This is a genomic window from Amycolatopsis sp. NPDC059021, assembly GCF_042739895.1.
Lineage (GTDB): Bacteria > Actinomycetota > Actinomycetes > Mycobacteriales > Pseudonocardiaceae > Amycolatopsis.
In genome coordinates this window covers 40,145-53,884 of the sequence record NZ_JBHYIQ010000073.1, presented here as the reverse complement: position 1 = coordinate 53,884, position 13,740 = coordinate 40,145, and the positions used below count along the sequence as shown (strand labels likewise).

19 protein-coding genes are annotated in these 13,740 nt (G+C 68.4%); 13 read left to right on the top strand and 6 right to left on the bottom strand.

The window, feature by feature from the left end:
• Positions 1–159: 159 nt before the first annotated feature.
• Both ACFWX1_RS33730 and ACFWX1_RS33725 read left to right on the top strand, forming a co-directional pair.
• Positions 160–846, top strand: coding sequence for a GAF domain-containing protein (locus ACFWX1_RS33730; RefSeq protein ID WP_378393806.1), 687 nt, complete (start codon positions 160–162; stop codon positions 844–846).
• Positions 847–855: 9 nt separating this feature from the next.
• Entirely contained in the window at positions 856–1,503 is a 648-nt protein-coding gene (locus ACFWX1_RS33725; RefSeq protein WP_378393805.1) for a class I SAM-dependent methyltransferase, read from the top strand.
• A 28-nt stretch (positions 1,504–1,531) separates the two neighbouring features.
• Here the strand turns inward: ACFWX1_RS33725 and ACFWX1_RS33720 are convergent, their stop codons facing one another.
• The gene (locus tag ACFWX1_RS33720) at positions 1,532–1,834 is read right to left on the bottom strand and encodes a hypothetical protein (protein WP_378393804.1); all 303 of its coding nucleotides are present in this window, start codon (positions 1,832–1,834) and stop codon (positions 1,532–1,534) included.
• A 193-nt stretch (positions 1,835–2,027) separates the two neighbouring features.
• On the opposite strand from ACFWX1_RS33720, the gene ACFWX1_RS33715 reads away from it, so the two are divergent.
• The 4 genes from ACFWX1_RS33715 (at position 2,028) to ACFWX1_RS33700 (ending at position 5,059) form a co-directional block, all read left to right on the top strand.
• Positions 2,028–2,732 (top strand): tRNA-dependent cyclodipeptide synthase, encoded by a 705-nt coding sequence (locus ACFWX1_RS33715; protein ID WP_378393803.1) that lies wholly within the window; start codon positions 2,028–2,030, stop codon positions 2,730–2,732.
• Complete coding sequence (locus tag ACFWX1_RS33710) at positions 2,732–3,514, top strand: cytochrome P450 (protein ID WP_378393802.1); 783 nt, start codon at positions 2,732–2,734, stop codon at positions 3,512–3,514. Before ACFWX1_RS33715 ends, ACFWX1_RS33710 begins: the two co-directional genes overlap by 1 nt.
• 197 nt (positions 3,515–3,711) lie before the next feature.
• Positions 3,712–4,230 carry a CGNR zinc finger domain-containing protein gene (locus ACFWX1_RS33705; protein WP_378393801.1) on the top strand — a complete coding sequence of 173 codons (519 nt, stop codon included), beginning with the start codon at positions 3,712–3,714 and terminating at the stop codon, positions 4,228–4,230.
• Positions 4,231–4,276: 46 nt separating this feature from the next.
• Complete coding sequence (locus ACFWX1_RS33700) at positions 4,277–5,059, top strand: SGNH/GDSL hydrolase family protein (RefSeq protein ID WP_378393800.1); 783 nt, start codon at positions 4,277–4,279, stop codon at positions 5,057–5,059.
• Here the strand turns inward: ACFWX1_RS33700 and ACFWX1_RS33695 are convergent.
• From ACFWX1_RS33695 to ACFWX1_RS33675, 5 genes are read right to left on the bottom strand one after another with little or no spacing between them, the layout of a single operon-like run.
• Positions 5,053–5,631: a TetR/AcrR family transcriptional regulator gene (locus ACFWX1_RS33695; protein WP_378393799.1), complete on the bottom strand. Its 579-nt coding sequence runs from the start codon at positions 5,629–5,631 to the stop codon at positions 5,053–5,055. The two genes, ACFWX1_RS33700 and ACFWX1_RS33695, sit on opposite strands and share 7 nt — an antisense overlap.
• A gap of 21 nt (positions 5,632–5,652) precedes the next feature.
• Positions 5,653–6,105, bottom strand: coding sequence for an SRPBCC domain-containing protein (locus ACFWX1_RS33690; protein ID WP_378393798.1), 453 nt, complete (start codon positions 6,103–6,105; stop codon positions 5,653–5,655).
• Entirely contained in the window at positions 6,102–6,419 is a 318-nt protein-coding gene (locus ACFWX1_RS33685) for a metalloregulator ArsR/SmtB family transcription factor (protein WP_378339020.1), read from the bottom strand. Before ACFWX1_RS33685 ends, ACFWX1_RS33690 begins: the two co-directional genes overlap by 4 nt.
• The gene (locus ACFWX1_RS33680) at positions 6,419–6,805 is read right to left on the bottom strand and encodes a VOC family protein (protein WP_378393797.1); all 387 of its coding nucleotides are present in this window, start codon (positions 6,803–6,805) and stop codon (positions 6,419–6,421) included. Before ACFWX1_RS33680 ends, ACFWX1_RS33685 begins: the two co-directional genes overlap by 1 nt.
• Positions 6,806–6,859: 54 nt before the next feature.
• On the bottom strand, positions 6,860–7,408 hold the full coding sequence (locus tag ACFWX1_RS33675; RefSeq protein ID WP_378393796.1) for a cysteine hydrolase family protein: 549 nt from the start codon (positions 7,406–7,408) through the stop codon (positions 6,860–6,862).
• Positions 7,409–7,567: 159 nt separating this feature from the next.
• On the opposite strand from ACFWX1_RS33675, the gene ACFWX1_RS33670 reads away from it, so the two are divergent.
• From ACFWX1_RS33670 to ACFWX1_RS33640, 7 genes are all read left to right on the top strand, one after another.
• Positions 7,568–8,458, top strand: coding sequence for a helix-turn-helix domain-containing protein (locus ACFWX1_RS33670; RefSeq protein WP_378393795.1), 891 nt, complete (start codon positions 7,568–7,570; stop codon positions 8,456–8,458).
• A 59-nt stretch (positions 8,459–8,517) separates the two neighbouring features.
• Positions 8,518–9,738 carry an epoxide hydrolase family protein gene (locus ACFWX1_RS33665; RefSeq protein ID WP_378393794.1) on the top strand — a complete coding sequence of 407 codons (1,221 nt, stop codon included), beginning with the start codon at positions 8,518–8,520 and terminating at the stop codon, positions 9,736–9,738.
• Positions 9,738–10,193, top strand: coding sequence for an SRPBCC family protein (locus tag ACFWX1_RS33660; protein ID WP_378393793.1), 456 nt, complete (start codon positions 9,738–9,740; stop codon positions 10,191–10,193). The genes ACFWX1_RS33665 and ACFWX1_RS33660 overlap by 1 nt, the downstream gene beginning before the upstream one ends.
• A 284-nt stretch (positions 10,194–10,477) precedes the next feature.
• Complete coding sequence (locus tag ACFWX1_RS33655; RefSeq protein ID WP_378393792.1) at positions 10,478–10,993, top strand: DUF6879 family protein; 516 nt, start codon at positions 10,478–10,480, stop codon at positions 10,991–10,993.
• Entirely contained in the window at positions 10,980–11,825 is an 846-nt protein-coding gene (locus ACFWX1_RS33650; RefSeq protein WP_378393791.1) for a helix-turn-helix domain-containing protein, read from the top strand. The genes ACFWX1_RS33655 and ACFWX1_RS33650 overlap by 14 nt, the downstream gene beginning before the upstream one ends.
• Positions 11,826–12,004: 179 nt before the next feature.
• A complete protein-coding gene (locus tag ACFWX1_RS33645) occupies positions 12,005–12,202 on the top strand; it encodes a hypothetical protein (RefSeq protein ID WP_378393790.1) in 198 nt (65 codons plus the stop codon).
• Between the two features lie 65 nt (positions 12,203–12,267).
• A complete protein-coding gene (locus ACFWX1_RS33640; RefSeq protein ID WP_378393789.1) occupies positions 12,268–13,620 on the top strand; it encodes an MFS transporter in 1,353 nt (450 codons plus the stop codon).
• Positions 13,621–13,740: the final 120 nt, after the last annotated feature.

Here is a 13,740-nt window from a genome sequence, read left to right as displayed (position 1 = left end):
ACTAAACACCCCACACCCCCCACCCCCTCACGGTACCTTTTTTGGGGTGTGGGTTTTGTTTTATACGCCACGGGGGGGGTAGGGGGGGGGGGGGCGGGGGCCGCCGCGCGCTACGACCGCGCGCTCGCCTCCGCGCGGGCCGTTTCGACCCACCGAGACGTGCTGTGGCACCGCATCGTCCACGCCGCGCGGGATGCGCGGCGCGGCGGATGCGCGGCCGCCGTCTGTGCCGCCGCGGCGGAAGAACTCCCGGGAATCGACGCGGCCGCCGTCACCCTGCGCGCATCGAGGTGGTCACACCATCGGCTCGCCGCCAGCGACGAGTGGGCAGGGTATGCGGAGGAACTACAACTGGCCACCGGCGAAGGGCCCTCGATCGCCGCGTTCCTCACCGGGAAGCCGGTCCTCGTGTCCGATCTGTCGGCACACGGCATCTCCTGGCCCGACTACACGGACGCGGCTTCCGAACTCGGCATCGCGGGGGTCTTCGCGTTCCCCCTCCACACCGCCGACAGGGTGATGGGAACCTTGACCTGCTATCGGCGATCCGGTCATGTCCCGTCCGCCGCCACGATCGCGGACGCCGAGGCGTTCGCCGAAATGGCGTCGGTGGTGCTCCGCGCCGACCTCGATACCGACTTCGTCATCGATTTCGACGCGAACGACAAGAACATCGACGCCGTCGCCGCGGAAGTCCTGGCCGAGGCGCACGGCATCAGCCTCGACGAGGCGTTCCGGCGGATGCGCATCGCCCACCAGGTCAGCGGCAGGCGCCTGGCCGATATCGCCCGCGACGTCCTGGCCCGTCATGCCGGGGACCACCGGCACCGGACCGACCGCGGGTAGCGTGGGGAGATGCGTGACCCCTGGGGCCTCAACGAGCGGATGTTCGGCTTCTACTACCCCGTCCTCATGGGACTTTCCGAGCGCGCCGGGCACAGCGAAACCCGGCGGGAACTGCTGGCGGGCGCCCGGGGCCGCACGTGTGAGATCGGCGCGGGCAACGGCTACAACCTGCCGCACTACACCGATGCGGTGTCGGAGCTGATCGTCACCGAGCCCAGCCCGCACATGCGACGGCACCTGCGCGGAAAGCTGGCGGCGAGCCCGCCGCCGGTCGGTTCGTGGGAACTCACCGAAGCCGACGCGGAGAACCTGCCCTTTCCGGACGAATCGTTCGACACGGTCGTCGGTACCTACGTGCACTGCACCATCCCGAGCCCGGTCCGGGCGCTTGCGGAGATCCACCGGGTGCTGCGTCCCGGCGGCCGGTACCTGTTCATAGAGCACGTCCGGGGCGCGGACGGCAGTCTCATCGGTGCGCTGCAGGACGCGCTGGAAGTACCGCACCGCTATTTCGCGGCCGGCTGCTACCCGAACCGGCGCACCGAGCGGATCCTGCGTGACTCCCCGCTGAACGTCGAGCGCGTCGAGCACTCGACGCTGCCGCTCGGCATGCTCACGGTGCGGCCCATCATCATCGGTACCGCCAGCCGGGACTGACTGTCGGTGGCACCGCGGCATCGGCCGGTCAGCCCGCCCGGCAGTGGTTCCCGTGCACGATCAGGATGCCCTGGGTTCCCGAGCCTTGAAGCACGGAGCACGAGTAAGTGATCCGGTCGAGCTTGTCGACGATCACCCCGTTGCCCGAGTCCGGCGTACCGGTGCAGCCGTTACCGACGACGGCGGGGAAGGACGGTCCGCTCCCCAGCGTCGTCGCGCTCTGGCATACGTAGACGAGACCGTTGGTGGCGAGTGCGGTGCCGCCGGTTACGAACAGGCCGGCCGCCAAGGGAAGGGCGGCCAAGGCCGCGCCGAGACGGATTCGGTTCATCCTGCCAACCTGACGCGGCCGGCCGGTGTCGTCAGCCGCCGGTCAGGTGAAACAGGTGGCGAGGTCCCGACACCAAGCGCACCGGCAGCGGCCGGACCGAACTCTCGGCCATCGTTTTCTGTCCAAAAGGGAATTTCGGCCGCCGACCGCCGCGGATCGGCTGATGCTACCCGCGGAAAGGCGAGGTGATCATGTGCTCGAGACGGCCGAGAGCGTCCACGACCGCGGGTTGTTCACCATCGAAACGGTCACCGCGCGATGCCGCCGGGTCGTCGACCGGGCCGAGCACGCACTCGTCGCGTTGAGCCCGTTCAACAGCTACTACAAACCGTCTCTGGTGCGCGATCTGGTTGCGTGGTGCTACGCGCACTTCGACACGGTCGACGTCTTCACCCCCGGTTATGAGGCCGTCTACACGCTGACCGCGGCCGGCACTCCGCCCCGCGAGGCCGTCCGCCGGGCCCGGCAGGCCCTGAACACGCTGCGCACCGCCGCCGTGAAGGGCCTGATCGCGGCTGGCGACAGCAAACCGCACAGCCGGGTCCACACCTGGACGACCCTGGCCGCCCGCCGCCCCTACCGGCTCTCCCGCGAACGCACCAAGCGGGCTTACGCGGAGGATCCTGTGGTCCGGACGGCGTGCCGTGAGATCGCCCGGCTCGCCGTGCGGACCAACACCGGTACCGATCCCGCCGATTCCCAGCTCGATGTCGCGGTGCACTACCCGCTGGCGGAGCTTCCCCTGATCATCGACAGTCCGGCGATCTTCGGAGTGCGTTCCTCGGTTTTCCTCTATCACCGGGAAATGGGGCCCTTCATGCCTCTGGTCTTCGGCGAGTCCCGGAGTGTCTCGCTCTCGCCCGGCCAGGCATTCGGTATCGCGCGCAGGGACGGCTGATGTCCTACGAACTCCCGCTTCGCTACCCGTTCCCGCCTGTCCACAAGGGAACCCCGCCCGGCGAAATCGCCTGGGCGCGCAAACATCACCCGCTTTGCCCGGTGACGCTGCCCGGCGGGCAACGGCTGTGGATGATCACCCGCCGGGACGACATCACCCAGGTTTACACCAGCGATCGATTCTCCCGCCTGACGCCCGCTCAACCGGATTTCCGCCCCGGGCACCTGGCCGAGATCGAGCGGCAGGCGACGAGTTCGCTCGACGCGATGGAAACCGGGCTGAATCCGGTCGACCTCGTCGCGGCCTTCGTCACGCCGCTGTCGGTTCATCTCAGCCCCGGCCTGCGTCGCGTTTTCTCGGCCGGTGCGGTCACCCTGCTGACTCATCGCGAGCAACTCGAGGAGTGCCTCGAGGACGAAACGCTCTGGCCCCGCGCCGCCGAGGAGGTTCTCCGCCATCACCACAGCGGCCTGCTCGGACTTCCTTTGGTGGTAACAAAAACCTACACTTTCCACGGCATCACTCTCACTCCTGGAGAGGTCGTCTGCGCACCGATGCTCGGCGACCTCTGGGATCCGGCCGCCTTCGACTCCCCCGAGAAATTCCGCGTCCGCCGGGAAGCCTCCCCCGGCGATTCGGCCCAGAACTTGTTCCTCAGCACGATCTACGCGGCGTTGTTCCGTCGTTTCGAAAAGCTCGACCTCGCGGTTTCGGGGAACGACATTCCGTGGAGTCACGACATGCTCATCCCCGAACCCCACCTGATCCCCGTCGTATGGTGATCGCTGGTCACTACGGCGAGGGCCGCGTGGCGCCGACGACTCGGCCCTCGACCCGCACCAGCCAGCTTCCGCAGAAACAGCGCGTGTAGCCGACGCTGCCGTGCGAAACGGATTGCCGTGCCGGGAGTTCCGCGAGTGGCCAACCACACCGGGGGCACCTGTTCTCGTCCATACCCCGATCGTGATGTAATGAGTTTGTGCATTTCAACCCTTACGGCGGGCCCGCCGCGCAGCTGGCCGCCGACCTGGCGAACTTCGCCGCGCGGGACGCGGACGACGAGGCCCGCGCGCTCGTGCTGGATCGCGGGATGACACCGGCACCGCCGACCGCCGACGAGGTCGCGCGGATCCTCGAGTGGGGCGAGCGGCTGCGGCCCGTTTTCGCTGCCGCGCCCGATGACCGCGTCGACCTGGTGAACGCGCTGCTTTCGACGGCCGCCTGCCGTCCGTACATCTCCCGTCACGACGGCAAACCGGCCCATCTGCACTACGCCAGCGAGCACGCCGACCCGGTGAGCCGGGTCCGGGCCTTCACCGCGGGCGGTCTGGCGCATCTGGTCTGCGAGGATCCCGAACGACTCGGCGTCTGCGCCCGCGAAGGCTGCGGCACGGCCTATGTGGACGTCTCGCGTAACGGCCGCCGCCGGTATTGCACGGCTCGGTGCGCGACGCGGGTGCACGTCGCCGAACACCGCGCGCGGCGGGTCAGTGCGTGACCACCTCCCCCGGCGCGACGCGCCGGCCGCCGCATAGACTGCCGTGGTGAGCAACCGCTTAGTTTGTTTAGGTGACTCTTTCACCGAAGGCGTCGGCGACGACGATCCCGCGGCGCCGAACGGCGTCCGCGGCTGGGCCGACCGCGTCGCGGAGCAGCTGGCCGCCCACGAGCCGGACTTCCGCTACGCCAACCTCGCGATCCGCGGCAAGCTCCTGAAGCAGGTGCTCGCCGAACAGCTCCGGCCCGCCCTCGACCTCGGTCCCGACCTGGTGACGCTCTACGCGGGCGGGAACGATCTGATGCGGCCGAAGGTCGACATCGACGCGTTGGCCGAGTCCTACGACGAAGCTGTCGGGCGGCTGCGCGCGAGCGGCGCCCGGGTCGTCCTGTTCACCGGAGTGGACGGTGTCGAGGACGCGCTCTTCCGCAAGATCCGTGGCCGGGTGGCGATCTACAACGAGTTCGTACGCGGGATCGCCGCGCGGCACGACGCGCTGCTCGTGGACATGTGGGCGATGCGGCAGCTGCGCGACCGCCGACTGTGGGCTCCCGACCGGCTCCACCTCAACGCGCTGGGACACACCGAGATCGCCATCGCGGTCCTCGGCGCACTGGGCGCGCCGCATCGGCTCACGCCCGCCGCGCTCGGCCCCCGTGTCGTCCTCAGCCCCCGGGAACGACGGAGCCAGAACCTCCAGTGGAGCAAGGAACACGCGGTGCCGTGGCTGCGGCGCAGGCTGCGCGGCGAATCCTCGGGCGACACGCTCAGCCCGAAGCGGCCGCGCCTCGAACCCTTCGGCGCGGCGGTGGTCCCGGAAGGTCAGTGACGGGCCGGGCGGAGGCCGTCGAACATGATCTTCACGGTGCGGCACCGCAGTTCCCGGTCCGCGCCGACGTGCTCGGCCGCCTTCGCGGTGCCGATGATGACCGGGATCAGCTCGTCGGTGTGCAGATCGGCCCGTACCGCGCCGGCTTCCTGCGCGCGCCGCAGGATGACGCCCAGCGCGTGGACGAGCCGGGTGCCCACGACCGATCCGGTCGTGGGCACCGTGACCCCGGCCGCGGTGAGCGCCTCGAAGTAAGCGTTCTTGGCGCTCGCCATTTCAATCCAACTGGTAAGGAAATCGAAGAAAGCACCACCCGCATCCGCGGAATTCGCCGCCACGACCGCCTCGGCCTCGTCCACGAACCGGTTCAGCCGCGCGTAGAGCACGGCCTCCAGCAACGCTTCCTTGGTCGGGAAATGCCGGAACACGGTGCCGATCCCGACCCCGGCCGCGCGAGCGACCTCCTCGGTCGGGGCACCGGTCCCCTTGGCGGCGAACACGCTCTCCGCGGCTTCGAGTACCCGGGCCCGGTTACGCCTGGCATCGGCGCGCAGCGGTTTCGCATCCGTCACGAGCGTCGATGGTAGACCTGCTCAATCGGGCAGCGCGTCCAGCAGGCGGGCGAGTGCCTTCGGGACGTGCGAACGCCAGCCGCCGCCCATGATCCGCCGGGAGATCCGCTGGAACTCGTCGTCCGGGTCGAAGCCCTCGTGGGTCAGCAGCAGCCGGGTCCCGCGCCCCTCCGGCACGAGCCGCCACGTCACGGTCCACTGTGGACCCCAGCGGATGCTGAGCACGCGCTCCGGCTCGACCTCCAGCACCTCGCACGCCACCGGCCCGCCGGCGAACCCGGCGGCGGGAACCGGTTCGGCGATCAGCTCGAACCGGTGTCCCACAACGGGTTTGATGTCGTTGGGCATAGTGGTCCAGCGTTCGAGCAGATCCGGTTCGGTCAGCGCGCGCCACACCTTGCGCGCCGGATGCGGCAGGAACTGATCGACGTGGATCGCCGTCGGATCCTCGTCGTATTCGGCCGGTCCGGTCACAGGTCCTCCTCGTCCAGCAGGTCACGCAGGTTGGCGAGTTTCGCCCGCCAGAAGCGTTCGTACGGGGTGAGCCAGGCCGAGACCTCTTCGAGTGGGCCGGCGTCGAGCGAATACACGCGGTTGCGGCCCTGTCGCTGTTCCGTCACCAGACCGGCCTCCCGCAGGACGCGGAGGTGCTCGGACAGGCTCGGGCGGCGCATGTCGAAGCGTTCGGCGAGCTGCCCGGCGGCCATCGGGCCGTCGAGCAGCAGGCGTAGCACCTCGCGCCGGGCCGGATTCGCCAGCGCGGCGAAGACGTCGTCGTGGACCGGCACTAGCGCGGCCGGTTCCCGTACTCGGACGGCTCCAGCAGGCTGATCGCGTTGCCGTCGAGATCCTTGAACGACGTCGCCCTGCCCCACGGCATCTTCTGCGGGTCCTCGGCCTCGATCCCGGCCTCGCGAAGCTCGGCGACATCGGCGTCGACGTCGCCGGTGTGCAGCTGGATGTGCAGTGGGCCGGTGAGATCGAGGCCCGCGACCTGGTAGTCGACGAGGACGAGCCCCGTCTGCGCTCCCTTCGGGGCCACCATGACGAACTGGCCGTGCGGGCCGCGGTGGTCCAGGAGCAGTTCGAACCCGAGCGTGTCGACGTAGAAGTCGCGCGCCTTGGCGTGGTCGGCGACCGGGACGGTGAGGAACTGGACATGGCTGATGTTCATGTCCGCCACAATACGTAGGAGATTTCCTACGCGTCAAGTTTCGATCGCGACATCCTAGCCGAGCGACCATCCCGCGCAGGACACGACCTCGAATCCCCGGCTGGGGAAGACCTTGTCCATGAAGAAGTCGTGCATCGCCGGGTCGCCGTCGGCGCAGCCGTCCCGCAGCACCTTCACCCGGTAGCCGCGGTCCGCCGCGTCGTAGCACGTCGCGGCGACCATCGCGCTGGTCGCGACGCCCGCGATCGCGAGGGTGTCCACGCCGCCGGACCGGAGCACGAGGTCGAGGTCGGTGCCGGCGAACGCGCTGGCACGGCGTTTCAGCACGACGACGTCCTCCTCGGCGACCGGCAGATCGATCTCGGTGCCGGCCGATCCCTCGTGAAAGGCGTCTCCTGCCTCGTAGAACGTCCTGAACATCGCGTTGCCCGGCGGCAGGTCGGCGCCATTGCCCCGGACGGCGAAGCGCACGAACACCACGAGCGCACCGGCCGCGCGGGCTCGCGGGAGCAGTTCGGTGAGTGGCGGCAGGACTGCCCTGGCGAACGGGTAGCCGCCGGTGATGCCTCGCTGGAGGTCACCGATGATCAGTGCGGTGGTCACGACAGGCTCCCGTCCCGGCCGCGCCGTCCGGCGGCCCTGGTGTTCGCGATGATCGACAGTGCGTTGCGAAGCTACCGGTCGCGATGATCTCCGCGCGGCAGGGGCCGATCAGTCGAAACAGGACGGTGCCCCCGGAAGCCGGGCGGTAAACTCGACGGCATGGTGTTCGACTCCGCTCGGTTCGACCTCCAGCCCTACGTCGGCTTCGACATGGATCGTTACGTTCGCCGGACGTACTGCAGCTGGGAGGACACAGGCTGGCAGTCGCTGCTCGTCCAGCGGTTCGAACACGTCGCCGTCGCCGAGGACATGCAGTTGCCCGCCGTCGCAGACCTGCATCTGGTGCTGCCGGTTTCGGGGCACGCGATGATGGAGGCGCGAAACGGCGGCCGCGCGACCCGTTTCATGTGGACACCGGGGCAGCTCGAGCTGAAGATCCCCGGGGAGTCCGTCCTCAACCGTTATCGCGGGGACGGCGCGATGCGCAGCATCCAGGTCCACATCCCGCGTGGCACGGTCGAGACGGTCGTGGCGGAGCTGGGCGGCCACACGGTGGACTACGAGGCCATGGCCGCGTCCGTCGCCGCGGGTGATCCGCTCGTCGAGGAAGCCGTCCGGACGATCGGGTTCCTGGGCGAGGCCGACGATCTGTACGCCGAGTCGGCGGCCGCCTTCCTGACCACGCACCTGCTCACCCGTCATGCGCGGCCGTCGGGTGAGCAGACGATGACGCGTGAAGACGCTCGTGTTCGCGCGGCCGTCGCGGTGATGCGGGACCGGCTGGCCGATCCGATCACGTTGGCCGACATCGCCGACGAGGTCCACCTCAGCGTCTTCCACCTCGTCCGCGTCTTCAAAGAGGCGACCGGCGTGACGCCGTACCGGTATCTCTCCCGGCTGCGGATCGAGGAGGCGAAACGGCTGCTGCACGACACCGACCTCGCGATCGCCCAGATCGCTGTGCGGTGCGGCTTCGCCAGTCCCGGCGCGTTGTCGGCCGCGTTCCTGCGGCACACCGGTGCGCGTCCCTCGGTCTATCGCAATTCCTGATCGCAGCACCGCAATCTCACGCATGGGCACGGTGACGACCCGTTCTTAGGGTTGGCCCCATGAACCACATCTCTCCGATCGTGGAGACGGTGGCCGGAATCGAACCCTTCGCCATTCACGTCCCCGAGCGCGACCTGACCGATCTGCGTGCCCGCCTGTCCCGGGTCCGGCTCCCCGAACCCGAGACGGTGCCGGACGCGACGCAAGGAATGGAGCTGCGGCGGCTGGAGGCGTTGCTGGACGCGTGGCGGACGCACGACTGGCGCGCGAAGGAAGCCCGGTGGAACGCGATCCCGCACTACCGTGCTTACCTTGACGGATTGGGCATCGCGTTCTGGCATGTCCGCTCGCCGGAGCCGAGGGCGATGCCGCTCCTGCTGACGCATGGCTGGCCGGGTTCGGTGCTCGAATTCGAGGACGTGCTCGGGCCGCTGACCGATCCGGTCGCGCACGGCGGCTCCGCGGCCGACGCCTTCCACGTGGTCGTCCCGGCACTACCGGGATTCGGGTTCAGCGACCGGCCCCGCGAGCAGGGCTGGCACCCGGGCCGCACCGCCGAGGCGTGGGCCGAGCTGATGACCGTGCTCGGCTACGAGCGGTTCGGCGCGCACGGCGGGGACTGGGGTGCTCAGGTGAGCACCGAGCTGGCGCGGCTGGTTCCCGAGCGGGTCACGGGACTGCACCTGACGATGCCCTTGGCGTCGCCCCTGCCGGAGGACCGGATCTCCCCGGACCCGGCCGAACAACGCGCGCTGGACCGGCGCGACCTGCACCTGATGGACGGCTACGGCTTCGGGATGCTGATGAGCACGCGTCCGCAGACGCTCGGGTACTCCCTGCTCGACTCGCCGGCCGGGCTGGCCGCGTGGCTCGGGGAGAAGTTCGCCGCCTACGCCGACAACCGTCCCCAGGCGAGAAGCCGTATGAGCGTGTCGAAACAGCTCGACACCATCGCGCTGTACTGGCTGACCGGCACCGGCGCGTCGACCGCGCGATGGTACTGGGAGGCGATGCGGTGGGTGCCGCGCAGCGCGGAGGAGGAGAACGCCCGGCCCGTCACCGTCCCCACCGCCTGCTCGCTGTTTCCCGCCGATCCGTGGCCGACCGCCCGCCGCTGGGCGGAACGGCGCTACCTGGATCTCCGCTCCTGGCGCGAACTGGACCGCGGTGGGCATTTTCCCGGCCTGGAACAGCCGGATCTCCTGGTGTCCGAACTCCGCCACGCGTTCCGCGATCTGCGCTCTCCGGCCGCCTACAACACCACGCAAGGAATTCTGTAATGCAGTCATACGACGTCATCGCCGAATCGTCCGCGCCGCCTGCCGCGGTGTGGACGTTGCTGCTCGACCCGCAGAGCTGGCCCGAATGGTCGCGTGTGGACGCTCTCGAGCCCGGTCAGTCCCACGGCCTCTCCCCCGACGGGCAGGACGGCGTCGGTGCGACCCGCGCTTTCCGCACCGGGAAGGTCGTGACCAAGGAACGGATCACCGCCCTCGAGCCCGAGCGCCGGTTCGCCTACGAGGGCGCGGAAAACCCGCAGATGACCGACTACCAGGCCGCCGTCGAACTGTGCGAGACGCCGGACGGCGGCACCCGCATCCGGTGGCACGGCACGTATCTGGCCCGGCGGGGAATGCGCTGGTTCTTCCAGTGGTACCTGGGCCGCTTCATGCAGTCCATGGCCACCGGCCTCGCCGACTACGCCGCCACCGTTCCCGCAGCCCGCCGGAAGTGAGACTGCCGAGCCAACGCCTGTTCATGCGAGACCGTGACTGACACTCTGGTCACTCCGGTCTCGTGTGGTAGGCAAGTGACCATGAAACTACGCAAAGTGGCGGGCTGCGACAAGAAGACATGTCCGACGGTGTACGTCACCGATCGGGGAACAGGCGTTGCGCAAGGCACACCGGTGACCGACGCCGAGGGGCTTACCCTCGGCCCGGGGGAATCAGCTGTCGAGCTACCGCTGGACGTGCTCAGGGATGCGGTGCAGGCTCTGGATGCGGGAGGAGGCGCCCGGTGACCCTGCTGGACGGAGACGCCTTCTCGGCCTGCTTCGATGATTTCGAACGGTCGGCCTGGCGATTCGAGACGCAGCCGGTCTACACGATGCCGGACGAGCAAGAAAGCCTGAACCGATTCCTCGCTGGAGAGGCCCGGCCGATAGGGCACAACGATGACTGGCACGAAGAGGTTCACGCATGGGTGTCCGCCGGTAAGTCCATCGGCCGCGTGCGGACTGTCCGGCAACCGCTCACCGACTACCAGCGGTATCAGCTCGCCTGGGGTATCCCCGGCAACGTCGAGGCAGGCGAGGATATCCGAATTCTCGATCAGACCCGGAGCGACCTGGGACTGCCCGCTCAGGATTTCTGGCTGTTCGACGACTCCGTCGTCGTGCACCTGAACTTCGCTCCGGACGGAACACTGGACAACATCGAACAACCCGACGCCCCTGACCTGTCGAAGTATCTGGCTTGGCGCGAAATCGCCCTCGCGCACGCCGTCCCGTTCGCCGAGTATGACCCGTCCTGAGCGGCCCGGCGCCGGGCTGGCAGACGCATTGAAACGGCTACGCAAGGCAGCCAACCTCTCCGGCGAGAGACTGGCCGTCCGTTGCGCTATGTCGCAGTCGAAAATCAGCCGGATCGAACGCGGCCGCATTCTGCCATCGGTAGTCGACGTCGAGCGGATCCTCAAAGCGCTCGACGTCCCGGCCGAGGCAGGCAGGGAACTGGTGACCCTCGCTCGCCAGGCGAACGTGCAACACACGTCGTGGCGCACCGCCGCTGAAATGGGGTTATGGCGTCAGCAAACCGAACTGAAAGCCTTGGCCGAGTCGGCGATCGTCGTCCGCCAATTCCTGCCCGCGATCCCCTCGGGACTTCTGCAGACCGAGGAGTACGCGCGCCAAGTCTTGACGCCGACCGTTCCCGGAGACGTTTCCTGGAACACCGAACGAGCCGTGCAGGCCCGAATGGAGAGCCAGGAAGTTCTGCGGCACACGTCACGCAAGTTTGTTTTCCTCATGCCCGAACACGCGGTACGGTGGATGCGCGCCGATCGTGACGTCGTGGCCCGGCAATGTACCCACATGGCAGAGGTGGCCGAGTTGTCAAATGTGGACATCGCGGTCATACCACAGTCAGCCGAGGTGCACGCTTCGCCGTTGAACGTCTTCGTGATCTATGATGACCGACTGGTGACCGCCGAGCTTTTCTCGGGTGAGGTCGTGCTGCGCGACCCGCGCGATATCTCCTATCATCTGAACCTCTTCGCATATTTCCTTGACGCTGCCCTTGTCGGAGACAATGCTACCGCATTTCTCCGGGAAGTCGGGAGCGAAATTATGCGCGAGCGCGGGTAGTGTGATTATTCGGGACTGAGACTCGAACTCGATTTCCCGGTTGTCTGTTTCCTATTGTTTTCGACGTGGCTTTGAAAACGCGAGCACAGTGGTCTCCGATCGACCGGGACACCCATCGTGCCCAATGGGACGGGCGGACGTGGTTTCTTCGGTCGACACCGCACGCCAAGTATCCGTGGATGCTCCACACGCGACCCGACGAACCCGGCTACGAAGAGATGTCGGTCGGGTCCCCTGAGCTTGACGCCGCCAAGAGTCAGGCCGAGTTGTGGCTGTCACTGCGGTACATCGACGAGCTGTCCGCGACGCTGGAGGCAGCTCATCGTCCGCCCCCTATAGCCGGGCCGGGGACAACGGACGGGAAATCTTCGCGGTGAGTCATCGTCAAACGGAGGCCCGACCCGCACTATAGGGTGACATCGGTCACAGGAGGTGTGCGGACATGGTCTTGGGAGACAACGACGTCACCCATACGACGGCAACCTCGGAGTCCCCGGGCGGTCGTCGTGTGCAGGTGCGGCGGGCGGCGCTGGCCAGCGCGATCGGAACCACCATCGAGTGGTACGACTTCTTTCTCTACAACACCGCGGCGGCGCTCGTCTTCCCGCATCTGTTCTTCCCCGCGTCCAGCAGTTACGCGGGGGCGATGCAGTCGTTCGCGACCTACGCCGTCGGGTTCGCCGCGCGCCCGGTCGGCGCGGCGATCTTCGGGCACTGGGGCGACCGGATCGGCCGGAAGGCCACGCTGATCGTCACGCTGCTGTTGATGGGGATCTCCTCCGGCGTCGTCGGGTTGCTGCCCGGGACCGCGACGATCGGGTTCGCCGCGCCGCTGATCCTGGTGCTGCTGCGGCTGATCCAGGGCATCGCGATCGGCGGCGAGTGGAGCGGGTCGGTCCTCCTCGCGATGGAATGGGGCGATCAGCGCAAACGCGGGCTGCTCGGCAGTTTCGCCCAGGTCGGTGTCCCGGTCGGGCTCGTGCTCGGCACGGGCGGGATGACACTGCTGTCCGCGACGCTCTCCCCCGCCGCGTTCGACAGCTGGGGCTGGCGGCTGCCGTTCCTGGCGAGCCTGCTGCTGGTCGTGGTCGGGCTGGTGATCCGGCTGAAGATCCTGGAGACGCCGATGTTCGCCGCGGCGGTACTCCAGCGGCGGACCTCCCGTACTCCGGTGCTGGACGCGGTACGCCACCACTGGCGGGAAATCCTGCTGTCGGCGGGTTTGCGGTTCAGCGAGCAGATGCCGTTCTATCTGTTCACCAGTTACGTGCTGGTCTACGTGGTTTCGCGGCACGAGTTCAGCAAGACGTTCGTGCTCAACGCGGTCCTGGTCGGGGCGGCGCTCGAGCTGGCGATGATCCCGTGGTTTTCCCAGCTGTCGGACCGGATCGGCCGGAAACGGGTGTACCTCGCCGGGGCGGTGCTGACCGGGGTCATCGCGTTTCCGTACTTCGCGGTGCTGAGCAACGGCGGCCACGTCGCGATCTTCGTCGTGGTGGTGCTCGCGTTCGTGCCGCACGCGTTGCAGTACGGGCCGCAGGCGGCGTTGATCGGGGAGAGTTTCCCGACGCATCTGCGGTACGGCGGGGCAGGGCTCGGCTATCAGCTCGCGTCGGTGTTCGCGGGCGGGCCCGCACCGCTGCTGGCGACCTGGTTATTGCACGTCACGGGGACGCCGTACTCGATCTCGGTGTACATCGTGGTCGCGGCGGTGATCACCGTGCTGTGTGTCCGCGGCCTTCCCGATCGCTCGCGGTCCGACATCGACGACGTCACGGTGTACCGACACGCCTGACGTGCTGAAGGGGGGGGGGGGGGGGGGGGGGCGGGGGGGGGGCGGGGGGGCTGCCGTGGCTAGGCGGGTGGGGGTGGGGGCGGCGGGGGGGGGCCGGCGCGGCGCGGGCTCGCGCGCGCG